Genomic DNA, 25,172 nt, shown 5'->3' with positions numbered 1-25,172 from the left:
GCTCTCGACAGCCGTTGCGTCCGCCTACGTAGTCAGCATGTATGCTGCACTCTGGCAGGTCTTCTCGGCGGAGCCGTCAGTACCGGGGTGGGTCCCCGTAATCGCGCCACTAGCTGGGATTGCCTACGGACTCGTCGTTGAGCGGACTGGGTTCTCGCTACGGAACCACTTCCGTCCTCAGATTCGCGATTGATGATCCAGCGCTTCTGTTGACGAAATATACGCCGACAACTGGTCCACGACAGAGGGGTCAAACTCGTCAGAGACGTGTCGCACGTTCCACAGGCCGGATTGGAATACCTCAGATTTCGGCGAGTGATATCCAAGCCAATCGAGGTCTGACGGTCCTGCGGATCGACGATAATGCGAAACCATCGCGATAGAGTTCGCTTCGATTACCGCTCTGTCACACTCGGGTCCGGGGTCGCCCGGAACGTCAACCCAGAGAAACGGCAGATCACGGATATACTCCGATACACGCTGTTCAAGTTCGTGTTCCTGCTCGCGAACAGACGTTGTTTCGGCGTCGGGGTTTTGCTCGCCCCAGTGGGGATACTCGTCGTGCCAGCCGTGCTTCTCGATCAGTGCCCGTCCAACGTGCAACCTGAAAATCGAGCCTCGATGGTTGCCACCGCCGGCGTACTTCCCGCGAACGTTCCCACGATGTTGCCTGAGTCGGTTCCAGAGCGTATTCGACGAGCCGGCACTGACACCGACGGTCCCGATACGGGAGAGTCGCCAGTCGACCGCTGTCGCTGCGCGAAGGTCGCTTGCTGATGAGAAGAAAAAGTAGACTCCTCGGTCAGGCCACTCTAACCGCCCGGTCACATCCCCGAGGTAGTATGGGCCTCCGATTTGGTCACGTAAGTCTGCTAAGACACTCAGAAACTGTCCGACAGGGCTGCCGCCCGACGCTGCTGTTGAACGCATCTTGGACTCCCTCACTCCCAAGGGGAGTCACAAAATATGGCTCTCAAGCACGACTGGAAAGACACCGCTCCCTCTCAGCTGTCACCTTCGACGGCATCGATCAAATCTGCTGCAGTCGATGAGATACGGTCCAGCCGGTCCCGCAACGTCTCTGGTGCGTCACCGTCTCACGCCGCGAGGTAGAACGCCGAGTTGTCGGGGTCCAGCCCGAAGTGACGACTGACCACGTAGGCGACTGCTTCGGCCTCGACCTCGCGTTTCGACCGCTCCACCTCGTCATCGACATCGAAGTGAAGATCGGCGTGTGCGAACTCGTGGATCAGTGTACTCGCAAGAGCGGCCCGGTTGTCCCGGTCAACCGCTTCCACCATCGGATTCGTGGTCGTCACGCTCCGACGCTCGCAAACACCCCGTGCAGATCCATGCTTCCATTCTTCGGGAGCGACGATTCTCGCGTCGACACCGATCTCGTCGGTGGTGTCCAACAAGTCTTCGACAAGTCCATCCGGGTCGCCGTGGGCTTCTGTCTCCAGTTCGGGAAGCGGCTCGCCATCGGTCTGGGAGATATCGAACACCGACGTGGGCCGGAACCCGACCAGTCCCCGACGCCACTGCTCGGGGTCTGTCTCGTCGTACTCACAGTCCGTATTCTCGTGATACGACGGCGAGTTTCCACATCCGGGGCACTTCTTCGTGATGATTGGAGCCCAGATCCAGATCGCGTCCTCGCCTTGCTGGACGTAGCGGTCGAACTCGTCTTGCCACGTATTGTAGCCGGCAACTCGCGTTGCTTCGGGACACTGGAGTTTGATCAGCAGCGTGTTCCGCGCTGAATAGTCGTGGAACTTCGACTGCACATCCAGCCACTGCTGGAACTGCTCGCTGGCTTGAGCCTCGTTCGTGAGGTCGACGAGATCCTCAACCCATGCATCGAGTTTGTCACGCATCTCCTCGTCCCGGGAGTTGGAATCGTCGAAGGTGCAAGTGGTCTGCTGGCTGGACTGTTCTGGCGTATCTGACTGTATCGTTGACATTGATCTATCTCCGGGACGCGCTCTTGGGCACGCCCCCGCACCTCCACTGGGGGACAGAAAATTGACTACTGCTGTTGGGACCGCTTTCTGAATCGCTCCGGCGGGTAGAAGACGACGTGGACGGTACTACCGAGGTTGTACCACGATTTCGGGAGAACAGAGACTTCTAGCCCCCACTCGGAAGCGAACTCGAAGACGTCGAACCACAGATTGTGGGGTGGCTCTTGCGATTCCAGTCGCTCGATATTGCCGGGGTAGACGTGCATCGAGTACAACGCCGGCTCACCATCGTCAAGCCAGAGTGTCGAGTGATCGTTTGCTGGCGGGCTGTGAGGCGGTCCCTTCGGGTCGGTGTCGGCTTCAAGCGGCGAGTGCGGGCACTCATCGTCGCCCGTAATGAGACGCCGTATGCAGGCTGTCTCAGCAGGCTCATCGAGGTCGAAGGCTTGGGCGAATGCATCTCGCTGGAACTCGCTCATGATCGCGCCGAGCGCCCGCCAGATGTCGTCCCATCTTGGGTCCTCTGGCTCGTGATCGAGGTAGTCGTGGACGGCCTCGCGCAGCTGCCGGTACTCGTCCCACGCCGGAACAGGCTCGTTCGGGCCGGGTGTCGGCCAGTCAGTGCGGTCCATACGCTGGAGAAATCCCCGATTGGGTATCAACCTCCGGGAAGCGCTACTCCTCGGTTCCAGCTACCCACCCCTTGTGGAAGTACACCAACGCCGTGTCGGAGTTGAAGCACTGTCCGGAGGGAACGTGCTGCAAGACTTCTTGTTCTGGAATTGGTTCAACCACGCCTTCATCAAGCAGGCTGTTGACGACCTCACGGCCTCGTTGCTCGTCGATCTCGACAGTATCGGAACGCCGCCGGTCGCGGTCCTGTGCGATCTGTTCGCGCTCGAAGCGCTCGTGGTCTGGAACTGTTTGGTCCATAGAGGAAATCCCTCACCTGACCGGGGAGACACAAAATTAGCGCTAACCAACAATGGAAGAGTATGGCGGTCGCTGTTGGTTAAGACACACCACCGTTTCTGCAAAACCACGGGAACCCGAGTCAGTTCGGGAGCTTCGGCGCTATCACGAACTGCATCGCTCCATCGGCGTCAGGGAACTCTGATTTCAGCACGAGCGGGACCTCGTTGCCGATGCGTAACACCCGATTCGTTCCGTCTGGAAGGCCAGCGTTCGCTGATTTGACGAGCGACGAATCAAGTTTCACCTCGACATCCGCAGGCTCGAAGGCAATCAGATCGGTGTCTTCCCTCCGGTACGTCATACTGTCAGTGTCACCGTCTGCGGCAAACTGCATTTCTCCGGATTCCGGGTCAACGGAGAGGTCAAACCGGTCGTCAAGCATATCTGCTGCATCGAGACCGAGGGATATGTCGTCTGGACTCAGGTGGACGGTTGCCGGGATGTCAATATCCGGCATTTCAACGGGGTAGCGGAGCGATTCAACCGGATCAAGCTCGATGGTGCGCGTTATCCCCTCGATGTCGACTTCTAGTGTGCTGTTTGCCGCATCGAGTGCGAACTGTGCAAGGTCGCCTGCATCGCCAATCGAGAGTGCATCACGGACCCGTCCGACGTCCACTCCCAACGTCCCCGTCCCCGCGTCGAAGGTGCTGAATGAACTCCCAGAAACACGCAGGTCGACCATCGCGTGGCCCTGCTGATCGGCCGCCCGGATGGCGATTCCCGACTCTGCAATCCCCAGTCGCGTCTTGTCTGTGACCGTGCCAGCCGCCGAGAAGATCCGCTCAAACAGCTGAACCTCGCCGCTAATCTGGAGATGCTTCGGCGCATCAAGCGTTAGCAGGTCCGTACTGTCTATGTCTGCTTGCGTCTCGTCAGCCGCCGAGGTCTCTGGGATGCTCTCCTCGGCGTCTGTGGTTGCTGCTTCGGTGCTACTGGCTGCTGTTGACTGTGACATCTCGATTACCCTCCACTTCCCGGAGGGCGCACAAAATTAGGCGGCGTCGACGTCAGGGAACAACCGACGCAAGGCGATGGGTGCGATAGTCGACTGTCCAGCGCGAGTAGTTCTGTGTTATTCGGTACTCTCGAACGACTGCAACGTCTTCCAGCGACTCTTCGGGCTGCTCCCACGTGAATTCGTAGCCGGCGATCACATCTCCCTCGTCAAGATATCCAACCGGGTGATCCGGCCCGTCCCACTCAACCGAGATTAGATCGTCACTACCTGGGGGCTGGACTCCACTGCTGACTCCCCCCTGGATGACGGATGGATCGGGTGTCAACCCGTGCAACTGTGCCAAGTCACTGGCCTTGATCGTGTACTTATCCTCCTCTCCGACGAATGTGTGCTGGGTGTCCCCTCTAACAGTCGAGTACCTCACTTCCTCAATATCGACTCCAAGAGCGTCGGACAGCAGATGGGCAAACTCAGCGGCCCCCGTGAGGACCGTTCTGTTCTGTTCCTCGATCTGGAGGGTCGTCTCTGGCGTCCGGAGCTCCCTCGTGTATGGGTTCTCCGGCCGCTCAACGGGCATACAACTGCACAGGAGCGTCCCTTCTGGCCCCGTCAGAATCCACGGCCGGTTTCCGCACGGAATCGCAGAGTATTTTGAGGCAGTATATCGCCCACCTCCAGTGAGGACACGGAATGCCTTTTCGAGCGCCTGTGCGTCAATTCCGAAGCCGTAGCTATCAGCGAGTCCATCGACGAATGTGACTCGAGTGTCGACTGAACTGAAGTCGCCGTATGTGTCTGGAATTTGCAGGACATCGCCAGCTGCGTGCTCCTCAACATATGCCCCGACGTCTCCGTCAACGACCCAGCGCGTCTGTTGTTTTGTCGCTCGACCAGCCGACGTGTTGATCGACGACACTGGCCGCTGCGTTGTCAGCCCCCAGTCCTCGTCTGGGGATGCCCAACTACCACCGTCGCGATCAGGAGCGCGACCCGTCGTCGCACATCGGGCGATGCTTACGGCATCGGGATTGAGGTTGTCGTCAGCGCTGTCTCCATCTCCGAACGTACCGATTGTGAGGTTAGTCATCCTCTCACCCGCCAGAGGAACACAAAATTTTGGACTGAACTCGGAGGCCTCCCTCCATCGTTTCCGTAGCTATCCACATGAGAAGGAGGGAAAAGCCAGCTGTTGCACTGTGCTTTGTAACAATGTCTGACCTACTCTTGTGGAGAGCAGTCTAGACAGATCAATCCGCCAGCGATATCCTCAACAGGGTTTGTATCAGTGAACGCTCTCCCACACTTGCTGCAATTGACTGTCTCAGTAATTCCAACGCCAGTTCCGTATCCAGCAGTAAATTCCAACGTGTGCTCGTCAGTGGTCAATACTATTTTGAGGTCTCCCCTTTCGTACTCTACTTCGGTAATCGTCAGTGGCTCCACCTGAACGTCCAGTGCATGCCTCTCGCGAATTTCACGTTGTCTCTTGGGAAAACCCTGATCGCGCCGCTGTCGCAAATCATCAAGTTCGGCCTGAATATCTTCGTGCTCATTTTTGAGTGTTTTGCGCTCTTTGAGCGCTTCGACACGTTTGCTTTCGTCGCTGCTATTGATTTGATCACTCAGGTCGGCAATTCTCGCGGATAGGTTCGATAGCTGCTCTTCCAACTCGCCGATACGCTGCTGTTGCATCTGACGAAACTCCTCAACTTCGGCGTCGGCAGCTCGGGAAGCTTCCTGATGGATCTCATCGATAGTCGTCTGAATCCGGTCGGCAACTTGCCCGCTCGCAGTGTCAAGAAGAGGCCGAACGTCAGCAGCCTGCATATCCATTGAGTCACTCGATTTTAATTCGGTATCTGACGACACCCTCTGGAGAAAGGCTTGTTCTAACGTGGGCAGAAAGCTTTCAGAGCGAGTATCAATTGCTACAGCCTGAAGAAGTTCAGTCTGGTATTCGCTGACTGTCTCAACACGCGCACGGAATAGCACCACGAGTGCCGTTCGGTCGTAGTATGGCGTGAATTTCGCTGAACTCACCTCTAGATCGCTTTCCTGAAGCCAGTCGGGGAGTTGAGCATCAGCGTTGTCTGCTTCGAGAGAGAGTTTTCCCGTCGGTGCTCTATCACTTGCCTCCGAAAGGAGTGTCTGGAAAAACGGACTCTCTGGGTGGAGTTCCTCGGCAGCCTCATCGTCAACGTTGTCACCACAGACTAACGTCACTGATTCCGTCAGTAGTTCGCTATCAACCTCGTTTGGAGCAGTTACTGTCCATTGATTGCCTTGTTTGTCAATATCACAACCAATTGACCGAAGATACTGTTCAGCGAAGTTTTCCACAGCGGACTGTGTGACAGGAACAGCAGCATCAGTCATCGCTGGCCCCCAAGTCGAACCCATCAAATACGCCGCTGTTGAACTCCTCCAATTTATCCGCAAGATCTCGTTGCTCTTGGAGGTTAATAGCCATGTCATCGAAATCATTCTCCAGATCGACCTCGGAATTAGCGTTGACCAACCGTTCGAAGATTTCGTCTTCGAAGCTCGTTCCAGATTCCTCAAGCCGACTCAATATCGAACTCAGCTCACCGACGCTCTGTTGGAACAGATCGATTTTGTGATAGAGACGCTCCAGAACGTACTCCTCGACGGTATCTTTCAGCGCCATATTGAAAATGAAGACACTCCGCTTCTGACCAATTCGATGAATCCGACCAATCCGCTGTTCGACGCGCATCGGGTTCCACGGGAGGTCGTAGTTCACGAGGATATTACAGAACTGAAGGTTGCGACCCTCACTCATCGCATCGGTCGAAACGAGGACGCCGCCCTCTTCCTCGAAGTCTCTGACAATCTGCTCTTTTTCTTGACTGGAGTGGCCGCCGTGGAACGAGTGGACGGTATAGCCCTCAGTGGCAAGCCGTTCGAGTACTTGCCGTTGCGTCGCTCGAAACTGTGTGAAAACGATTACACGCCCTTTCTCGACGTTTTCACGGGCTTCTTCGACAATATCCAGCAGTCGCTCTTGTTTCGTAACTGTGTCGATGCCTTCGATCAACTCAAGAATCGACTCCAGTTCGTCTGCGTGCGTGAGTTCTGACTGCTCGTCTAACCGCTTCTCGATGGTTGCTTTGAGCGCGGCAGGGCTGCTGACCACCTCCTTCTGCAGGAGCATCAGTACCAACTTCTGCCCTTGGTCTTGGCTGTAAGCACCTTTGACGTAATCAGACACAGCTTGGTAGAGTTCGCGTTCTTCAGCAGAGGGATCGAACTTTCGCGTATCGATAGTCCGGTCGGTGAAATCGATATCTGTATCTGCGCGTCGATTCCGAATCATCACCTTATGCAGTCGTTCCTGTAGTTCGTCGCGGTTGACGAGGGTTTCTTGATTGCTGTTCACGAAGTACTGATGAAACACATCGCGTGTCCCGAAGAGACCGGGACGGAGAAGCGAGACAACATTGTAGAGGTCTGTCAGCTCGTTCTGAATCGGTGTTGCTGTCAAGAAGAAGGCATAGTTGTAGGAGAGGCGGTCAATGAGGTCATAGCGGTCCGTTTCCTCGTTCTTGACATAGTGTGCTTCATCTAGGACGAGCACGTCCCAGTCACGCTTGAGAACTGTCGTACGATGACGATCACTCTTTGCGGTATCGATGCTGGCGATGATGTAGTCGTGGTCATCGAAGCCGCTGAACTCGTCGTCGTAGTTGCAGACAAAATTAAGTCCAAATTTCTCCAGTAGTTCTGCCTGCCACTGTTTAGCCAGTTGCGCGGGTGTCAGAATGAGGACCGAATCGTTCGTTTCCCGGAAGTGCATCTCTTTGAGAATCATCCCAACCTCGATGGTCTTGCCCAACCCGACTTCGTCGGCAAGCAAGGCTTTCCCGTCCATCTCGAAGAGTGCTCGATACGCCGCATCTACTTGATGTTCAAGCATCTTTACCGAGTTCTCGTCAAGTTGCTTCAGCGAGCGGAGCTCGGAGTCCGGTTGCCCTCCCTGAAGGCGGGTGGCTCGGACGCTCTGTATATGATCATCTGCGTCGTTTGACAAGCTATCGAGAATATCGTCTGCAGACTTGTGGGTGACCTCAACATCAACGAGGTCGTAGCCATCCATAGTCACTCAAAGTCCAGTGATTGTGAAATACGTTTTGTGCCGATTGTAATTACATCTTATATCAGCTGACAAAGGGGTCACTCCGTCGTCATACGTGTTTCTTGTTCCCAAGCTATAGGTAGTAATCACGCCTGTGCGACTCCTGTTTAGAGGTATTATCTGGCTCTCTCGTTGGCGCTTAGTCATACGACCTACTATTCGACCAGTATCACCGGACGACATTGGGACCATAGTGTTTATTGCGTCATACTGATGTGTGTTTGAATATTAAGATGGCAGAAACAACGGCGCTGTCGCAGACTCTCGCAGACACGGTCACCCTGAGCCGGGAATTGCGAGAAGAAGGACAGATCGACGGGCAAGTAAAACTCTATAATGTTGACGACGATGAAGAATTTGAGTCGGACGCCGATCTCTTCTTTGAACGAACGCTGATGACACAGGGGCTGAGAGAGGCACTGTCAATCCTCCGCGATTCGCTGACTGGCGAGGACCCACGCGGGACGCACATCCTCTATGGGCCGTACGGGAGCGGGAAATCCCACCAAATGGTGGCGCTGTACCATTGCTTCGACGACCCCGCCGCAGCCGGGACATGGGCCGATGATTCTATTGACGGGTTCGAGGGCGCACTTCCGGATTCCGCGATCCCCATCACTGTGGCGATGCACAACGAGCAGTACGAGCACCTTTGGGAGCCGTTCTTCGAAGCGCTGGACCACGATCCTGGGACGTTCGAATCCGGCGGCTACCCCGATATGCAGACGATTCAGAACGCCGTCGGCGACGAAACAGTGGCGTTCTTCGTTGACGAGCTTGAGGACTGGTTTGATACTCTCCAAGGCGACCGCAAGAGCGCGAACAAGGCCTTCCTCCAATCGTTGCTCGAATCAACGGCTCTCTCGGATCTCGAACTCTACACCATCGTTTCTGTGCTCCGCGAGGGCTCCGAGGTCCATGATATTCTGAACCGAGAGCAGGCGGTTGAGGTCAACATGAACAACCAAGTCGACAAGCGTGAGGTCCTCCGTCACCGCCTAATCGATTCCGTTGAGGAGAACGCAGCCCGTGAGATCGTCAACGGGTATTTCGACGCCTACGACCAGTCCGACCACGTCTCCCTGCCCGACGACCTACTGTCGGAGATGCACGATCTGTACCCGTTCCACCCTGTGCTTCTCGACGCTCTCGAAACGCGCTATTATGCCGACGAGGACAACCAGAACACGCGGGGGATGATCTACCTCTTCTCGAAGGTACTGCTGGAGATGCAGGACCAGACAGACCTCATCACCCATGGCGACATCGACGCCATCGAGTTCGAGAACGAACTGGCAAAAATCAACTACGAACGGCTCAACGCCGCGATGGGCGACATCAAGAGTCGTATTGATGCCGACGAAGTTCCCCACGGTCGACGCATCCTCAACACGATTCTGCTCTACTCGTTAAAACCGAGTGAAGGCGAAGGAGCCGAAGTGTCGGAGATCGTGATGGGAGCGTATCAGACCGGCGACCTCATCTCCGACGTTGTGCTTAACCTCGAACGGCTCCATGGCGTCGCGTGGCACCTCCACAAGCTCAACGGGAAGTACGCCATCCGCGACCGGCAGAATCCGAACGCGCTGATTCGGAACGCTGCCGTCGATGTCTCCGAAACGGCCGCAAAGGCCGAGGTGGCTGACTTCATCACCGACATCTTCGGGTCGAACGCCCACCCTGTCGGGTTCCGGACAAACGACATACGGGATATCCCTGACAACCGGGAAGTCAAAGTCGTCGTGAAGGACGGCCAGTGGGCACAAGACGAAGTCGAGCAGGTCATTACGAACGACGGACGGGGACGCGAATGGCGCAACACCCTCGTGTTCGTTCAGCCATCGGGCGACAAGGCCATCGAGTCTGGGACCCGGTACATCGACAAAGCACGGTATATTGAGGGCGCACGGCAGGTGCTCGCTGACGAGTCGTTGGACGACGAGATCCGCGAAGCCATTCGCGGGATGAAGGAGCAAGAAGAGAACGAACTCCGTGAAGAACTGCAACTCCTGTACGGCGATGTGATCGACGGAGACAATCTGATGGACGGCGACGAGTGGGCGAAAGTGGAGCCGATGGATCTCGATATCTTTGTCCTCGACGAGGCGGAACTCGACGCCTCGAACATTGTGGACTCTGCGGCAGCTGACCCCTTTGACCTCCAATCGCACGTCTGGGACATCGCCGAGGACCTTCTGGAGCGACGTGGGGAGATCTCAGTCGAGGACATCTACGAGCAGTTCCTCCGTGACCCAGAGCTCCCGATTCCCGGCAGTGCCAACGACGTGTTGAACGCAACTGTCGAAGCGCTCGACGGCAAGCCGGTACTCGCCCGTGATACCGGTGGGTTCCGTGACGACCTTTCCGGAAGCTCACTGGACACTGTACTCGTTCAGCAGGATGACGTGGATGTGTGGGGCGTCGATGACGCCGAGCAGGAGCTCCGCCAGCGCTTCGGGAGCGGGACGACTGCGCTTGACGTTGGCGACTTCGAACTGGAACTCGTTGAGCACGGCGAGATCTGGATCGACGGTGATAGCCACGACGTTTTGATGCGGGCTATCGGCCGGCTCGCCCGTGAGGATCAGTACGTCATCGTGAAAGGGAACGAGATTCTCGACAAGCCGCAGTCCGACGCGACGCTCCGCGATGTCGGCGGTGCGGAGGTCGTCGGTGCGTCGTCACTCGTGGACCGTATCCAGGAGCATATCAACGACGACGGGTACGCGAATCTCGACACGATCATCGGAGAGGTTCGGTCAGATGAAGCAGTATTCCTGCCGCCGGACGAGACCGAATCGGTTGCTCGTGAGGCGGTCAACGAGTTCCTCGTCGACGACTATGTGCTGGAGGCCGGCGGTCGGTATCTCGGATCGCTCGGCGACCGAGAGCCGACAACGGTCAAGATTGTCCCGACGGTATCCGACCGAATTGGTGACCAGATTCTGGCGTACATCGAAGGCTTGGAACCGGGCGACCAGTTCACCGTCAACAAGGTCACCGATCGCTTCGACAACAGCGTCACCGAGTACATGATTCGGACGTTCCTGTTGGAGAACATCGGGAAGGACGAGGAGCCGGAGTACGTGGTCAACACGACCGGATCGGACAAGGCCACCGACTGGGTGCCCGGCTATCCGTTCCGGAAGGCTGATACAGAAGCTGATACGTGGCGCTTCGAGTACAACGGGGACAACGTCGCCGCGATGCGGAGCAAGTGGCGAAACAAGCACCAGACGGGAAGCGTCGAGTACGGCGACGTCACATTCATGCTACCCGACAGGGAGGGCGTTCCCAGCGCTCTTCAGGGGACTGCCGACGTCGAGCGCACGCAGGTCAGCTTGACCTTGCGGTCCGAACAGGACTACACTAAAGTGCAGGACCTCTTCGAGCGAATGCCGGAAGAGGCGTCGAGTCTGAAGATCGAGATCAGCTTCCAGCAGTAATACGTACCAGCAAGGCGGCGTGAAATCCGCTTTAGCCGTCATTGTACTCTCTCATAAATTGCTTTACTGACCCAGCCAAGTCCGGTATCTGGGAATCTTCAGCGTCGATTTCTCGCGCCTCAATCCAGCTACTGAAACTTCGGTTCATCAAGTTCCCTGCTTCGACAACCGCGTAGGGATTTTTGTATACTGGTCTAAATTCCGGAACCTTGTGATACTGGTGTAGCGGATTATGACATGTGACTAAATTTGCTTTGTCTATCGCATTCCATTGGCCATGGACTGCGGCGCTGTGCTGCTGGAAGCGCATATCGTAGACATCCTTACAGCCAGCTTCTTGAGCGAGTTCTCTAGTATTCTTATCCGCCCAGTGACCTACATCTACCGGCAGCAGGTACATCGCTCTCTGCGCCTCAATCCTCTGCTCTAAATCATCTAATCCCTGCTCAAGATCTCCCACCTCTTCATCTGGAAAATCAGAGGCTACGTTCTTGGAATGCTCCAGCAGTAACTTCTCTTGGCCAAGACCGTACTCAATGAAATCCTGATAATCACTACGATCACCTTCTTGATTGAGCCACTCAAGAACTATATGCGTCTCAGACATACAGCGAAGAATGATACTGCCGATGTCATTGGACCACATTGTCGGAGTCCTTGCAAGGGACGTGGCCAAATTTACCTGTCTCAGTAGTAGACCGTCCAGTATCTCGTGTTTTCCGGTGAACTCCGCATCATGTTTCGCGTCCCACCAAAGATCAAGTAGAGTGGTTCGGAGATCTGTCTCGTACTCACGCCCGATTGCCGCGAGATTCTGAAAGAACTCCTGGTCGGGATGCTTTCCCTGTTCCTCCGCGTCTTGGCCTTCCTGCGGAAAGATACACTCTGTTATCTCGAAGCCCCTCTGCCAGAATCGACGAGCCCAGTCACTCTGGTTCTCGTCACCCTCATTTGAGGCATTAGTCGCTTTGGTCGATGCTCTTACTACCGAGGCTAGTTCCCTTGACTTCTCCGTCTCCGGGTATCGAAACACCTCGTTGATATCCACGAGAGGACTATCCGGAGAAATCATCATTCCACCTGTCGCCATCAGAGTTCCGACAAAAATACCCTGAACGTACGTGGAAAGCTGAGACCGTCGGTCCGAAAGTTCATCCACGATCTCAGCCAGATAGCCGAGGTGATGGTCTTCTTCTGGTGGTGTTTCATCAAAGAGTGATACCTTGGGATACGACGGATAGTAGGCGATGAGTGGCTCTAAGCCGTGAGACAGATCCTCAAGTACATTGTCATCCAACGCCTCTTTCAGGCTACTTAATTCTGAGGACGAGAGTTCATCATAGTCGCTGGATAGAGCGAAGTCACCTCCGTCATGGATCTCCTGTGCCTCCTCTGCGCAAGCGATAGCGATATCTACTGTCCGCTTTCCACCGACAGCATCGTACATTAACGCAATCCAGAGGAAATCGGGCATTCGCTCACGCGCCCACCGTACCATCTGCATAGACCCTCCGACAGAATCAACAAGGGGTGGGACGAGGGTCGTCCGTCGCCAGCGGTGATCACCTAAAATCTCGTCGTCATTGTCAGCCATAGAGGCACAAGTGTGTCAATTGAAATAAAGCGTGACGAATCAACTGCTCTCCATTTCCGAATCATCTTCCCGACGCCATCAGCGTAGCGCAACCTCCGTCCGTTAGCCAGGATAGAGAACGCAGACTTATGTGGCTCCTGCATCATCGCTTCTACATACTGAATAATGTCTGAGCAATCTGGTTCTTCACAGGATCGGCAGGACCGGCCGGAACTCCCCATCGAACGCGGGTTTCCCATTGAGCGCGTGAACGAAATTGCCGAGAAGGAGGGCCGAGCAAGGATGTACTACCGTCCGATCTACACGATGCACAAGTGGTGGGCGCGACGCCTCGGCTGTGTCTTCCGTGCTATATCTCTCTATACGCTGCTGGACGACCCGGAGAAGGTTTCAGTATTCGAGCCTGGCCATAAGGGTAACACGCTCGCGTCCTACGGTGATGACGCCGACGGCGAATCCGACCTTGACGTCGCGTCGCTGCTTGAACGCGTGGATATGACCAACCCGGAAAGCCTCTGGGAGCTCTACCCGAAGGATATTCGTGTCGAGGACAAGAAAATCCTCGACCCGTTTATGGGCGGGGGTACGTCGCTCGTTGAAGCGTCACGGTTCGGTGCTGAAGTCGTCGGCAACGACCTGAACCCCGTCGCGTGGTTCGTCACGAAGAAGGAACTCGAAGCGGGCCAGACCGACGTTGAAGAACTTGAGGAGGCCTTCGAGCAGGTGAAAGAGGAGGTCGCTGACGAGATCACCCAGTACTACAAGACGCCCTGTCCGAACGGCGACCACGACGCCGACGTAATGTACAACTTCTGGGTGAAGGAGTTGGACTGTGTCTCGTGTGGACACACAGTTCCACTGTTCAAGGATTATCGTGTCGCTGCTGGTCGTTACGAAAATGAAGGCAAGTACAACGTTCATTGCCCGTCTTGTGAGGCAGTTACACTAGTAGACGATTGGCAATCAGAGTGTATTTGTAACGACTGTGGTCACGATTTCATACCTAAAGAGGGGAATGTATCTCGGAGTAAATATACTTGCCCAGACTGCGGACAAAAGTACGGTATCACCGATGCCATCCAAGAACAAGACGGATTCGACCTGCGCCTCTACGCGCTTGAGTATTATTGTGAGCACTGCGATGCTGCAGGTGAAAACAAGAGTGCGTACAAGGGCTATAAACGGATCGAAGAAACGGACATAACACTCTTTGAGGAGGTTAAACAGGAGTGGAAAGAAAGTCCTGGGCTTCATGAGTATGTCCCGGATGAGGATATCCCTCCCGGTCATATGACTTCGGAGAGGAATCCAGTATTCGATCATGGGTACAGTAAGTGGGCAGATATGTTCACTGAAAGGCAGCTGTATTCTCTTTCGAAGCTTCTTAAGGCGATTGAGGCAGTGGAAGACAAAAATATAAGAGAGTTCCTCCTGCTCGCATTTTCCGACTCTATCCGGTACAACAGCACCTTCGTAACCTACAATAACGGCTATAATAAGGCGGACCATTCATTCAAACAGAACTCCTTCGTTCCTACAACAGATCCAGTTGAGAACAACGTTTGGGGTACGAAATTTGGCTCGGGATCGTTCAGTGCGATTTGGGATAAGCTGTTGAACGGTGTAGAGTACGCTAATTCTCCTTCAGAGCGTTATGTTAAAGATGGAGAGACTGAGAAAGCTACTGGATTCCCCGCAATCGATAGCGACTTCACCCTTTCACTCGGCGACGCAAGACAGCTCGAGGCTGAGAATGAGTTTGATGCTGTAATCACCGACCCACCTTATTATGATAACGTGATGTATTCCGAGGTTTCAGACTTCTTCTACGTGTGGCTTAAGCCCCTGCTTGAGGGAGAGTACGATGGATTTGCTGCGGAAAAGACTCCGCGAGCAGAATCTATTGTAACAAACCCTTTCTTGGACAAAACTGCGGAAGATTTCGAACGCGAAATCGGACAAGCGTTCGCAGCAATTCGTAAAGCACTCAAGAAAGATGGCACCCTTGCGTTCACCTACCACCATAGCGACTCCGAGTCTTGGGGCGAACTGTTAGAGTCTCTTTGTAATGCAGGATTTGAAGTCACAGCAGCATATCCCCTTACTGCAGATATTAATAAGTTCATCACTGGAGAAGCAGTTTCTTTCGATATCGCCATTGTAGCCCGTCCAATCGAAGACACTCAAGCCGCGTCATGGAACTCCCTACGCCGCGAGATCTACCGTACGGCTCGGCGCACCCGCCAGCAACTCGAAGAGAACCGCGACCTCTCGCGCGGCGACATCGGTGTGATGGAGATGGGCGCGTGTTTCCGCGAGTATTCGAAGCACCACGGGAAGGTACAGCGTGATGGCGAGATTATGGACGCGAAGGAAGTCGTTCAAGAGATCTACGGCATCATCCAGGAGGCAAGCGACATTGGCGTTGAGGACGTGCTCATCGACCTGCTGGACACGCCGAATCCCTCGTTCGACGACGTCAACAAGCTCTGCCGCGGAACCAACGCCACACCAGAGGATCTCAAGGAGACGTGCCTGTACAACCAAGACGACGGCTTCGAACTCGGTACTTGGGACAACGAGAAGCGCCAGGCGTACATCCAAGAGCGTGTCAACGGCGACGGTGGCGACCACCTCTCGAACCTCGACAAGCTCCAGTTCCTCCGGTACCGCTACGAGAAGGGCCAGGCGGTCCAGAACTACGTCGAAAAGTGGGATATCGATGACGACCTGCGCGAACTCGCCGGTCGGCTCGCGGACGTGACCGGAGATGACACGTATACGCGAGTGCTTGGGGATCGGGATATCACGAGCTACTGAAGCGGATAGACGGCTGAAGGTTCTATCTAAACCAGCGTTTTCGTGTCAGAGGGAAAATATACTCTTTGGTGGCTGAGCCTGTTGGGCCTCTATGTGGGATTATCAGCCAAAAATATACGCAAAGAACGCGACAATCCCAAGAATGCAAGCCAGGCAATGATTCCAATAATTCCAAACACCCCTGTATTAAGCGATGCAAGGGCTATGGCTGCGGAGACAATCCAAATTACGGAAGGAAGAGATAGACTAATCCACGCATCTGGCATGGTTGAAGATTGTCAGAGGATAATATAACTTCTCTTCCCCACAGTATTTTAGGATTTAGCGGACGGGGATGCCACCCGAAGCTTTTTGCCGAGCGATAGGCTACGTATCACTGTAATAGGTCTGAGCATGAGCAAGGAATTAGCCGAGCAGTTTGACCGCGACCTCTCTGCCCCTGACGAAACAGCGGAGCGTGCACGAAAGGCACGCAAGCAGGGCGCGGCACTCGATATAGATTGGGAGACGGCGTTTGAAGTATACGATGCTCAGGCAAACCAAGATCCAAAGAAGTTTATTCGATTTCCGGAGTCCGCTCCAGAGCCCCAAGACGTCGCAGTGATGCAATTTGATGGACCAGATTCGGTGTCGGACGACGACGACCGCAACGAATCTACTGTATCGCGTTAGGGATCTTCTGAATGCCGGTCGATTTGGATATCATAGATACGCAATTACTGGTCTACATGGCCAATGAGGCACAGCCATGGGCCACCGAAATCCACGATGAAATTATCGCAGGCGAACGTATTGTTTTCATTCCACGGTATGTTGCTACTGAGTTCTATCAGGTAATGGAGCGAAATCGCGGGAGTCCTGGTCAAGACCTCGCTTGGGAGCATCTAATCACGCTGAGCGATACGCCCGCTGCGGTCGTTCCTCATCCCAATAGGTTCCGAGTTGATGTCGACGCAGTTCGACACCACGCGACGACGAGAACGCTCGCAGCACGGTGTGATATGCAACCGAAGGATGCGCCGATTCTCGCCACTGCATACCGACTCGCGGAGTTTATTGACGCCTATGACCCACCAAATCATTCACAGGATGCGATTCCCAACGATCCTGAAGAGTTCCGCGTGAAACGGCTGCTCAACGAGATTGATGTCGATTCTATCACCTCGCGTATTCTCACAAACGAGCGTGATTTCGTCGGTGTTGATCTGGATTCTGTAGGCCTCGAAAAAGTGAGCGTCAGGCGTTTGCCGTGAGGCTATGGATCATATCCGATTCTTTTCACGTTATTAGAAATAGGTGCCTTTCTTGTGCCCACAGCCGTCTTCGACGCCCATTAGCTTGCGCCACCGGGCTTGCGGGAATGGTCACACAGGCTCCACGCAGCACCTTCGCGCTCATATTAATCTTGTTCATCTTGCAGAATAGTACTTTGGTTCGCTGGCTACTGCATAAATGAGGAGATTCGGTCGGCAATAGAATACTGAACTGTCTGACAGCATAATTACTTAATGCGCTGCTGAGAGAGTACGATTCAAGAATGGCAGGTCCAGGCCAAATCCCCGGCCGTTATAATCTCATTATCAAGGGCGAGTACGATGCGTTCGACCACCAGATACCGGTCGAAGAGTTCCTCCAGCGACTCAAAAGCGACGATGTCCCCAATAAAGTGAGCGTCGTCGGACTCGCCGGCGCGTTCCAAGATGGTGACCTGGCCGTGAATCTCGCCCAAGAGATGGATAGCCGAGCGAACGACCTAGAATATCAGAGTCCGACCATCCAATTCATTGTCGACGGGTCATTCCACCGGAGTGGGAAGACGTATGACCTCCGCGACGGCGACGAGCTCCACTCGCTACAAGAGGTCTTTGGGCCGCAACTGGAGCGGAAGGAAGGCGGTGGCTGGTTAGTAGCTCCATTTTGACAGAGTCAAATTACCAGTAGCTGAGACGATGGCTTCAACGAAAAAATTCAGAGGTGGACTTAAATTCAAAGTTCAACAGCTAAAACAATGCGACCAGTAGTAGCGTATGGCGTAGAACCAATTGTCATCGGAACAGCAGCGGTTGGATTGTACCTGCTGTCCAAAGCAGATGGATTCTAATCACTTAACAAGAAGTAATTATACCCGTGACTGTCATAAGAAAGAGGAGACCAAAGGCTGACAGAGCCAGTTTTTTACTGTCAAATTCAACGTCCCCAAGAAACAGTAGGACAACAAAAATCACTAAGCTGAGTGGGAGTATCAGTTGCACCATCGAACAAACGAATACGCTGGTATCCTGGGTAAAATAGTAAATTGCGGTTGACATGAGAGCAACCGATAAGATTGCTATGTCACGTAACTCATCGAGGCTGTAGGTCATCCTCTTGATCAAGTCTGCTAATTCGACAATTTCGTCATCTACAACAATTTCAGCGGCCCCTCTTTCTCTACTTCCCCAGAACCATTCAAGAAGTAGAGATCGATCCACTCTTCACCGTCTTCCCGACAGAAGACGGGCACACACGTTGTGGCGTGCTCGTACCGGTCATTACACTTTAGTTCGATTTGCTCACGCGTCCAGTCGCCTTCCTGCTCCAGATCGTATCGATTCCGTACGTCGTATGAGTGTTCATCGGCGGCTGACTTAAGGACGCGGAGCGAGAAGTCCTTGATGTCCTTGAACGTGAACGGACCGCTCATCTGCTTCGCTAGGTGGAGGTCCGATTCGTCGACGCCGTCGAGGCATAGTTCATGCTCCGCCACGGCTCGGAACGCCTCCAGTTCGGGAGCATCTCCCACGAGAACTTCGTGGATATACTCGTGAACAACGTTGTCGTAGGCATCGAGCGAGAACTCGTCGGGTGAGAGTATTTGGAGCTCCGCTCCAGTCTGCACGACACGGCGGCGTTTTGATTCGAGAAGCGGACACAGGAACGCGAGCCGGTCAGAGTGAAGGAGGTAGGCGTAGCTGAACAGCCGTGACCTAGACGGGGATTCCTTCACTGGGTCGTGCCCTTCTGCGTAGTACTTCGAGTCAAGCACAGCTAGTGTCTTCTCACCCTCCTGTAGCACGTGGTCCGGCTCATGGTATATTTGTCCCTCACCCTCGAACGGATTCACAGACGGTGATCGAACAGGCGTCACATCGTCAAGACTGCCAAGATGGTCGTAAGATTTGACATATGAGAGCGTCCGCTCGATGACAACCTGAGAGTACTGCTCAAACAGCGACTCCATATTCAGAACATAGTCTACGACTAGTTCTCGCGGGCCATCTCGGAGTTGCTGACCAAGTGAAGACGACATCACAGCCTTGGCGACGTCGAACGCCTTCCGGTAGTACCCTCGTTGTTTCGGAAGATCGTTAAGCGAGAGGCGTCGATACGCGTCCATCCGGTCCAATCCGCTGCTGACACCCATATTCTCCAGGCGCTCCACCTCTCGGTGAACTTCCGAGAAGATGCGGTCGTATGCAGGGTGGTCGTTCTCGTGAGAGTTCTGCCGGAACAGTCGAAGCAGCGTCTTTCCAGCGAAATGTAGCAATGAGTTCGCGGCGTTGTCGTACTCAGTCTCGTTGCGGATCCAGTGTGGCTCCAGAGTCCCCTGCGCGTGGTTCATCAGCGTCTGTTCGACATCGATCTCTCCCCGCCCGTTTAGACTGTTGAGCCGTCGAATAACCAAGTCACGGATATACCCCTGTCGGTGAATCGTCTCTAGCCCGTCAAGGTAGTTGATTGCCAGTACGACGAAAACGTCATCGAGGTGGATATCGTCAGAGAGGAAATCCTGCAGTGGGATCCCGTGATACTCAATGGAGCGGTTCTGATCGTAGACTGCCAGCAGCATATCAAAGATATGCTCCCAGTCGATCTTCGGATCAACCTGCACCTTCGACGACGGTGTGAGACTTACAACGCCGATGATATCCGTCGCTTCGACGTGTACCTCGTTCTCCTCGCCGTCTACAGTGACCGTGACGACCTCATACTCCTGCTCGCCGCCGAGCGCTGCTTGACTCTTCGTGAAGACACCGGGACTCTGCTGTGTAAAGGACGCGCGACGAAGTTGGTCTCCGATGGACGACGGACACCCTTCTATCCGTATCTCACCCCGCTCGGGGATATTGAATGTATCTTGTCCGTACTGATACACTTCGTCGACGGTGCTCATGACTCGTAGGAGCCCATCTGTCTTCGTTCCTGTTCGAGTTCCCGCTCGGCTAGCTCAGCAGCAGGGGCGAGATCGAACTCTTCAAACTCGCCATTCAGCGCGCGGTAGTGCTCCGCAATTCGCTCAATTTGTGGGAATGCTGCCGCATTCAAGAGCCGTGGGACAATGTACGTACGGAACGCTTGCCCAACGGCGTCGGTCTGGTCGTGTTCGTACTCCCCACCCTCTCGACATGCGACGCCGAGGAACACGGCGACATCGCGGTAGTGCATCGGTCCAAATCGCATGATCGAACCCTGCGAAGTCGATTCGTGGCCGTGATTGATACCTTCGTAGTCACGCTCGAACAGTCGAAGAATCTCACTATCGTTTAACTCAGTCTGTTCGCTAACGTGCGTGGTAATCCAGCTCTTGAATAACTGCCGGCGCTTGTCTTCCTCATACTCATCGAGTTCGATCATCGCAAACCGGCGGGTGATGGCGTTGTCCAACTCGTTGACCGTCCGATCGGACATGTTCATCGTACAGATGATGTTCACCCGTTCGTCAAGCTCGATGGTTTCGCCTTCGTCAGTCTCAAAAATCGTCTGGTGGGGGTTCTCGATAGCAGTGTAAAGCGGGCCAAAGATTTTGGAGATATCTGCTCTGGTGATCTCGTCCAGAATGACACCGTACTCGACGTTGAATTCCTGAGCGCGCTGGACAGCTTCCGAGACGCAACCGAGTTTGGTCCGATAGCTCAGCGAATCGCCCGTGTAGTCCGGGCTGATACCCCCGATGATATCCGACGGTGTCCACGACGGAGTAGCTGTATGGAGCGCGTATCCGATACCAGTCTCACGCGCGAGTTGCTTGGCAAACGTCGTCTTGCCCGTCCCCGTTGGACCATAGAGGACGACCGGCTTCCCTGCTTCGAGAGCCACCTTCGCGTTCCGCATCACGTCTTTCGGAACAAGGATTTCTTCCGGTGTTTCGTCACCGCGGAAACTGACCACACGTTTGAGACGGTCAGAGGCGATTGGAGATTGTAGAACTGCACGTCGGACCGCTCCGAGTCCTCGCTGCCCGTCATGGCGGGTGTCCAATTTCTCCTCCTCGATGAGATATTCGAGAACGTCCTCGTTCCCTGCATTCTTGATGACGTCAACGACATCATCTTCAACACGTCGGAGAATATCGATTTCTTCTTTCGCATCGCCGAGTGAGTACGCATCGCCAGAAGTACTAACCATTTACATATAGATACTGATGAGCATTTATAAAATCCCGTACAACCGTCTTCGATCAACTTAGTAATATAGTACGTCCATCGTTTTCAACAATACTGGTTGTCGATCCGACCACTAACAACTGCATCAATCGAGCGGTCCGAAACCACACACCCACACCCCCCCGTCGTCAACTCGGTCAGGAAAGACTCTCTTGGGAAAGGTGATATGAGAGAGTCCATATAGCCATTAGAGAGTCTCTATCCGGTAGATAGTGCACAGAGAGCACAGTCTCAATAACCACCGCGAATATATTGTACTATTCGAGCTGTTTGTTCTAGCTCCTTGCAGTACGGCTTTGGTTAACAAACAACTGTAATAAAACCTCGCTTTTATTAGAGCCATAGCTGTGCAGCTGTATGGAATCATACTCTATCTCTTATTCTTGGAAACCCCCCCTTTCAATGTTCTCTGCCTGCTTGTCATGGGGGATACGCATATCCAGTTTAGCCTCATCCCTCCCCCCACTCAACATCCCAGAGTTGACGACATGGGGGTGTGTGTCTGTTCATGCCGTTGCTCCACTCTCACTTGTTTGGATATTACTTCCCCTGACGTGCTTTGCTGACACTCAAAGTTGACGACATCGGGGTGTGTGGGCCTCTACATATCGGTTGTACCCTTGAACAGAGTTGACGACACGGGGGTGTGTGCGGCGACATTGACGACATGGGAGTGGTCCGCGACATGAACGACGTAAGATTTATCGAATTACACACGAATCGTAGGCACATGAGTGATGGGTCCGATCTTGACGATGTCTGGGCCACCGGAGAAATCTTCGATGATGAAGAGGTTCTTCATGAACACTGGACGCCGGAATCCGTTCCTGAACGAGCTTCCGAGCGAGATGAAATAATCCGAGGACTTCGCCGGGCCTTCCGCGGTGAAGCACCAAAGAACATGTTTCTCCAGGGAAAGACTGGGCAAGGAAAAACTGCGACCGCACAGCATGTCCTTGAAATGTTTGAGCAGCGAGCTGACCAACAGAACCTCGACGTAGATACGGTCTACGTCTCGTGTGCTAACCACAAATCCTCTTATAAAGTTGCCTGCGATATCGTCGAACAGTACATGGGTGAGAACCCGCATGGCCACGGCCAGCACAAAGTCTTTGAGATGATGTTCGATGTGTTTGAGAGCCTCGCAGAGATCGTCGTGGTTGTCCTCGACGAAGTTGACTCAATCGGCGATAAGCACGACATTCTCTACTCGATTCCTCGCGCCCGAAAACAGGGCGACGTAAAAAACACTAAGCTTGGGATTATCGGAATCACAAACGATTCTACATTTCTCTCGAATCTGGACCCTAAAGTCAAATCCTCACTGTATGACTCAGTAATCCAGTTCGACGCGTATGACTCGGAGGAACTTCAGCAGATTCTTTCGCGACGTGCTGACCGTGCATTCGTTGATGGGGCCGTCGATGACTCGGCTATCTCATTATGTGCTGCCTTCGCTGCGCAGGACAAGGGTTCTGCTCGCCAAGCAATTGACTATCTCTACGAAGCCGGTGAGGTTGCGCTTGATCACTCGGATGATCTCATCGTCGACGATCATGTCCGGGAGGCTGAAGAGCGCGTTGAGAAACGATACATCACTCAGAGCATCAATGGACTTACGATTCAGGATCAGGCGACGCTCACGGCCATGGTTTCCGTCGCCGTTGACGGCGACGAACCAGCCCGAACGCGCCGTGTGTACTCTGAGTATTCAAATCTCTGTTCGGAAATTGGTGTCAATAAGCTAGCTTTCGACCGGATGCGGGACCACCTTCTTGAGTTGGACATGATTGGAATAATTGACGGAAAGAAGCGCACAGGCGACGGTCAAGGCGGCGAGAAGTACTACTGGGAGATGAGTACTGATACTGGCACGACTATCGAAGTTCTTGAATCAATTAGCCGCCTTGATGATGTCATCGATATCGTCGTCTCATCAGCACAGAACTCGAGTATTACGAACTACTAAATACCTCTTTAGAGCTGTTTAGACGTCTGAAATTATTAGTATTGGAAAACAATCTGCCCTTTTATCAATGTGTAATCGTCTGCGTCAGACATGCTGACTGGTCCGTCTTGACCGGGATGTCTCCACCGCGGCTGTCAATGCCGTAGAGTTTTGCTTCCGTCTGTCGATGATATTTACTTTCAGATACTGGACAGTAGTTTCGAGCTTATTACCAACTATATAGTCTATGTTCTAGATTGGGCTACTGTATCAGATTTCTAATAATCGGCCTCGATCACGACTTACAGACTAGTTTGAGTATGCATTAAAAATCAACCAACAGCATACGAGTAGGTAACCCAGTATAATACGAAGTATTATACAGTAGTAATGTCCATTAGAGACACAAGTTATTTGTTCATTCCACTGTCAGGACACGGTGGTGAATTCAGTATGGCATTCACCTCAAATGTATGTAATTCAATATAATATACGATAGCGGGTCATCGGTGGGGAATCAGTGGACAACCAAACCACCCAGATAGAGACATCCATGTCAACACGAACTAACGCATCGAACGAATCGAACTCACAATCAACTCTCTACGCTCGCGCAAAGCGCCAGTTCGCTGCAGCGTGGCTCACTCCTGGTGTGCGACCGGCAACGCAGTTGCTGTTGATCCTCACGCTGTTTGCTGGCTCTGCGATGGGCCAGACCGATGTCGGGAACATTTATTGTGATACTGCTGTCGAGGACGGCGTCAACGTCGTCTTTGGGGCACTGGCTGGCCTTGGCCTCCCAGCGACGATGGTGTTCGTCGGTCGCAGTGGGCTCTCATACATGCGGGCTTCGGGTAACCCGAACCAGCAAAACGAGGCCCGGCGGGACCTCATCCTCTCGCTCGTCGGCCTAGGCGTTGTTGTGCTGGCAATCGTGGCTCCAGAGCTTATCACGAAATTCGGGAACAACGTTGGCTTCGGCTTCTCGGACTGCGTGACGCCATTCTAAGCACACACAATGCCCTCACTCCGCTCAGTGCTGGTGATCGCGGCCCTTTGCTCGCTGCTTTCGACAGCCGCAGCTGCGGGGCCTACGTCTGGGACTACCGGCCCGGCCCAGATCCAGACTGAGCGGGGGACGGGACACTTCCTCACCGGTTCGAGCCACGGTGGCGTGGGGGTACTACAACAAAACGCCACCGCACCGAATGGCTCCAGCGGAGAGGGAACGGAAGCGAACGACACTGAAACAAACGAGTCCAGTGCCCGTGACCCAGCTGCCAACGGAACGGCAGCCAACGAAACCGCGGGCAACGAGTCCATCGACCGAAGGTCAGCAGCGAACCAGACAGGCGTGAATAGGTCCGTCGAAATGGGAGCAAGGCAGAACCTCAGCGCGAAAGTCTCGTGCTACGAGAATGCCTCGAATCCACCAGCAAACGCCTCTGTTGGGGACAACGCGACGGCGGGTGTTCTCCCACCTAACCGGTCCTACAACCACAATCACACGTTCTTCCGTGCGCTGTGGTCTGGCGACCCCGATCATCCAGACCTCACACGGGCTGACCGGGCCGAGGCCGAGAACGGCACGCTGGCTGTTCTGCCTTCTTGCACGGGAGATATGCTCTCTCGCGAACCGTCGAACACAACGCTGTGGAACCGGCCCGAACACGACTCGTTCCGGACTGGTCTCGAGACCTCCTCGCAACCAGTGAACGTCACGGACACTCGCTCTGGACTCTGGATTCGTGACGCCTACGTCACGTTCTTCAGTATCGAGCCGTCGACGGTCGTCCATCAAAAGTCAGGCACGGAACGGCTGGTCCGTCCGAACGGGAGTGTTCGTGCCATCCACGACTACCGGGTGTACATCTCGGAGGTCTTT

The 25,172-nt window shown here is 54.2% G+C and carries 18 protein-coding genes and 3 pseudogenes; 10 read left to right on the top strand and 11 right to left on the bottom strand.

What is annotated here, in order from left to right:
- A pseudogene (locus tag RBH20_RS21160) lies at nt 1-193 on the top strand (HNH endonuclease); the annotation flags it as partial.
- On the opposite strand, the gene RBH20_RS21155 reads toward RBH20_RS21160, so the two are convergent.
- From RBH20_RS21155 to RBH20_RS21120, 8 genes and pseudogenes are all read right to left on the bottom strand, one after another.
- Nucleotides 178-930 carry a hypothetical protein gene (locus RBH20_RS21155; protein WP_306712401.1) on the bottom strand — a complete coding sequence of 251 codons (753 nt, stop codon included), beginning with the start codon at nt 928-930 and terminating at the stop codon, nt 178-180. The pseudogene RBH20_RS21160 and the gene RBH20_RS21155 overlap by 16 nt on opposite strands.
- A 74-nt stretch (nt 931-1,004) precedes the next feature.
- Nucleotides 1,005-1,964: pseudogene (locus tag RBH20_RS21150) on the bottom strand (ArdC-like ssDNA-binding domain-containing protein).
- A 65-nt stretch (nt 1,965-2,029) separates the two neighbouring features.
- Nucleotides 2,030-2,596 (bottom strand): hypothetical protein, encoded by a 567-nt coding sequence (locus RBH20_RS21145; protein ID WP_306712400.1) that lies wholly within the window; start codon nt 2,594-2,596, stop codon nt 2,030-2,032.
- 43 nt (nt 2,597-2,639) lie between these two features.
- Nucleotides 2,640-2,897 carry a hypothetical protein gene (locus tag RBH20_RS21140; RefSeq protein ID WP_306712399.1) on the bottom strand — a complete coding sequence of 86 codons (258 nt, stop codon included), beginning with the start codon at nt 2,895-2,897 and terminating at the stop codon, nt 2,640-2,642.
- Between the two features lie 121 nt (nt 2,898-3,018).
- On the bottom strand, nt 3,019-3,897 hold the full coding sequence (locus tag RBH20_RS21135; protein WP_306712398.1) for a hypothetical protein: 879 nt from the start codon (nt 3,895-3,897) through the stop codon (nt 3,019-3,021).
- Between the two features lie 52 nt (nt 3,898-3,949).
- Nucleotides 3,950-4,987 (bottom strand): hypothetical protein, encoded by a 1,038-nt coding sequence (locus RBH20_RS21130; RefSeq protein WP_306712397.1) that lies wholly within the window; start codon nt 4,985-4,987, stop codon nt 3,950-3,952.
- Nucleotides 4,988-5,118: 131 nt separating this feature from the next.
- Nucleotides 5,119-6,276: a hypothetical protein gene (locus tag RBH20_RS21125; RefSeq protein WP_306712396.1), complete on the bottom strand. Its 1,158-nt coding sequence runs from the start codon at nt 6,274-6,276 to the stop codon at nt 5,119-5,121.
- The gene (locus RBH20_RS21120; RefSeq protein WP_306712395.1) at nt 6,269-8,017 is read right to left on the bottom strand and encodes a DEAD/DEAH box helicase; all 1,749 of its coding nucleotides are present in this window, start codon (nt 8,015-8,017) and stop codon (nt 6,269-6,271) included. The genes RBH20_RS21125 and RBH20_RS21120 overlap by 8 nt, the downstream gene beginning before the upstream one ends.
- A gap of 272 nt (nt 8,018-8,289) precedes the next feature.
- Between RBH20_RS21120 and RBH20_RS21115 the strand changes: the two genes are divergently transcribed.
- Nucleotides 8,290-11,502: a DUF499 domain-containing protein gene (locus RBH20_RS21115; protein WP_306712394.1), complete on the top strand. Its 3,213-nt coding sequence runs from the start codon at nt 8,290-8,292 to the stop codon at nt 11,500-11,502.
- Between the two features lie 31 nt (nt 11,503-11,533).
- Here the strand turns inward: RBH20_RS21115 and RBH20_RS21110 are convergent, their stop codons facing one another.
- The gene (locus tag RBH20_RS21110; protein ID WP_306712393.1) at nt 11,534-13,096 is read right to left on the bottom strand and encodes a DUF5677 domain-containing protein; all 1,563 of its coding nucleotides are present in this window, start codon (nt 13,094-13,096) and stop codon (nt 11,534-11,536) included.
- Nucleotides 13,097-13,261: 165 nt separating this feature from the next.
- On the opposite strand from RBH20_RS21110, the gene RBH20_RS21105 reads away from it, so the two are divergent.
- From RBH20_RS21105 to RBH20_RS21085, 5 genes are all read left to right on the top strand, one after another.
- Complete coding sequence (locus RBH20_RS21105) at nt 13,262-15,916, top strand: DUF1156 domain-containing protein (protein WP_306712392.1); 2,655 nt, start codon at nt 13,262-13,264, stop codon at nt 15,914-15,916.
- A 42-nt stretch (nt 15,917-15,958) separates the two neighbouring features.
- Nucleotides 15,959-16,210 carry a hypothetical protein gene (locus RBH20_RS21100; protein WP_306712391.1) on the top strand — a complete coding sequence of 84 codons (252 nt, stop codon included), beginning with the start codon at nt 15,959-15,961 and terminating at the stop codon, nt 16,208-16,210.
- A 99-nt stretch (nt 16,211-16,309) separates the two neighbouring features.
- Nucleotides 16,310-16,588 carry a hypothetical protein gene (locus tag RBH20_RS21095; protein ID WP_188854168.1) on the top strand — a complete coding sequence of 93 codons (279 nt, stop codon included), beginning with the start codon at nt 16,310-16,312 and terminating at the stop codon, nt 16,586-16,588.
- An 11-nt stretch (nt 16,589-16,599) separates the two neighbouring features.
- The gene (locus tag RBH20_RS21090; protein ID WP_306712390.1) at nt 16,600-17,169 is read left to right on the top strand and encodes a hypothetical protein; all 570 of its coding nucleotides are present in this window, start codon (nt 16,600-16,602) and stop codon (nt 17,167-17,169) included.
- 284 nt (nt 17,170-17,453) lie between these two features.
- Complete coding sequence (locus RBH20_RS21085; protein WP_306712388.1) at nt 17,454-17,837, top strand: hypothetical protein; 384 nt, start codon at nt 17,454-17,456, stop codon at nt 17,835-17,837.
- 480 nt (nt 17,838-18,317) lie between these two features.
- On the opposite strand, the gene RBH20_RS21080 is transcribed toward RBH20_RS21085, so the two are convergent.
- Both RBH20_RS21080 and RBH20_RS21075 read right to left on the bottom strand, forming a co-directional pair.
- Nucleotides 18,318-20,069 carry a restriction endonuclease gene (locus RBH20_RS21080; RefSeq protein ID WP_306712386.1) on the bottom strand — a complete coding sequence of 584 codons (1,752 nt, stop codon included), beginning with the start codon at nt 20,067-20,069 and terminating at the stop codon, nt 18,318-18,320.
- Entirely contained in the window at nt 20,066-21,301 is a 1,236-nt protein-coding gene (locus RBH20_RS21075) for an AAA family ATPase (RefSeq protein WP_306712384.1), read from the bottom strand. The genes RBH20_RS21080 and RBH20_RS21075 overlap by 4 nt, the downstream gene beginning before the upstream one ends.
- 768 nt (nt 21,302-22,069) lie before the next feature.
- Between RBH20_RS21075 and RBH20_RS21070 the strand changes: the two genes are divergently transcribed.
- From RBH20_RS21070 to RBH20_RS21060, 3 genes and pseudogenes are all read left to right on the top strand, one after another.
- A complete protein-coding gene (locus RBH20_RS21070) occupies nt 22,070-23,308 on the top strand; it encodes a Cdc6/Cdc18 family protein (RefSeq protein WP_188980570.1) in 1,239 nt (412 codons plus the stop codon).
- A 532-nt stretch (nt 23,309-23,840) separates the two neighbouring features.
- Nucleotides 23,841-24,296 carry a hypothetical protein gene (locus RBH20_RS21065; protein WP_306712381.1) on the top strand — a complete coding sequence of 152 codons (456 nt, stop codon included), beginning with the start codon at nt 23,841-23,843 and terminating at the stop codon, nt 24,294-24,296.
- A 9-nt stretch (nt 24,297-24,305) separates the two neighbouring features.
- A pseudogene (locus RBH20_RS21060) lies at nt 24,306-25,172 on the top strand (hypothetical protein); the annotation flags it as partial.

Source organism: Haloarcula sp. H-GB4 (genome assembly GCF_030848575.1).
Taxonomy (GTDB): domain Archaea; phylum Halobacteriota; class Halobacteria; order Halobacteriales; family Haloarculaceae; genus Haloarcula.
This window is presented reverse-complemented; position numbering and strand designations above follow the sequence as displayed.

Coding starts and splice junctions, on each gene's coding strand:
- RBH20_RS21105 (WP_306712392.1), top strand. CDS start 13,262: ATGTCTGAGCAATCTGGTTCTTCACAGGATCGGCAGGACCGGCCGGAA.
- RBH20_RS21095 (WP_188854168.1), top strand. CDS start 16,310: ATGAGCAAGGAATTAGCCGAGCAGTTTGACCGCGACCTCTCTGCCCCT.
- RBH20_RS21080 (WP_306712386.1), bottom strand. CDS start 20,069: ATGAGCACCGTCGACGAAGTGTATCAGTACGGACAAGATACATTCAAT.
- RBH20_RS21145 (WP_306712400.1), bottom strand. CDS start 2,596: ATGGACCGCACTGACTGGCCGACACCCGGCCCGAACGAGCCTGTTCCG.
- RBH20_RS21075 (WP_306712384.1), bottom strand. CDS start 21,301: ATGGTTAGTACTTCTGGCGATGCGTACTCACTCGGCGATGCGAAAGAA.
- RBH20_RS21120 (WP_306712395.1), bottom strand. CDS start 8,017: ATGGATGGCTACGACCTCGTTGATGTTGAGGTCACCCACAAGTCTGCA.
- RBH20_RS21110 (WP_306712393.1), bottom strand. CDS start 13,096: ATGGCTGACAATGACGACGAGATTTTAGGTGATCACCGCTGGCGACGG.
- RBH20_RS21085 (WP_306712388.1), top strand. CDS start 17,454: ATGGCAGGTCCAGGCCAAATCCCCGGCCGTTATAATCTCATTATCAAG.
- RBH20_RS21125 (WP_306712396.1), bottom strand. CDS start 6,276: ATGACTGATGCTGCTGTTCCTGTCACACAGTCCGCTGTGGAAAACTTC.
- RBH20_RS21070 (WP_188980570.1), top strand. CDS start 22,070: ATGAGTGATGGGTCCGATCTTGACGATGTCTGGGCCACCGGAGAAATC.
- RBH20_RS21065 (WP_306712381.1), top strand. CDS start 23,841: ATGTCAACACGAACTAACGCATCGAACGAATCGAACTCACAATCAACT.
- RBH20_RS21090 (WP_306712390.1), top strand. CDS start 16,600: ATGCCGGTCGATTTGGATATCATAGATACGCAATTACTGGTCTACATG.
- RBH20_RS21140 (WP_306712399.1), bottom strand. CDS start 2,897: ATGGACCAAACAGTTCCAGACCACGAGCGCTTCGAGCGCGAACAGATC.
- RBH20_RS21115 (WP_306712394.1), top strand. CDS start 8,290: ATGGCAGAAACAACGGCGCTGTCGCAGACTCTCGCAGACACGGTCACC.
- RBH20_RS21155 (WP_306712401.1), bottom strand. CDS start 930: ATGCGTTCAACAGCAGCGTCGGGCGGCAGCCCTGTCGGACAGTTTCTG.
- RBH20_RS21135 (WP_306712398.1), bottom strand. CDS start 3,897: ATGTCACAGTCAACAGCAGCCAGTAGCACCGAAGCAGCAACCACAGAC.
- RBH20_RS21130 (WP_306712397.1), bottom strand. CDS start 4,987: ATGACTAACCTCACAATCGGTACGTTCGGAGATGGAGACAGCGCTGAC.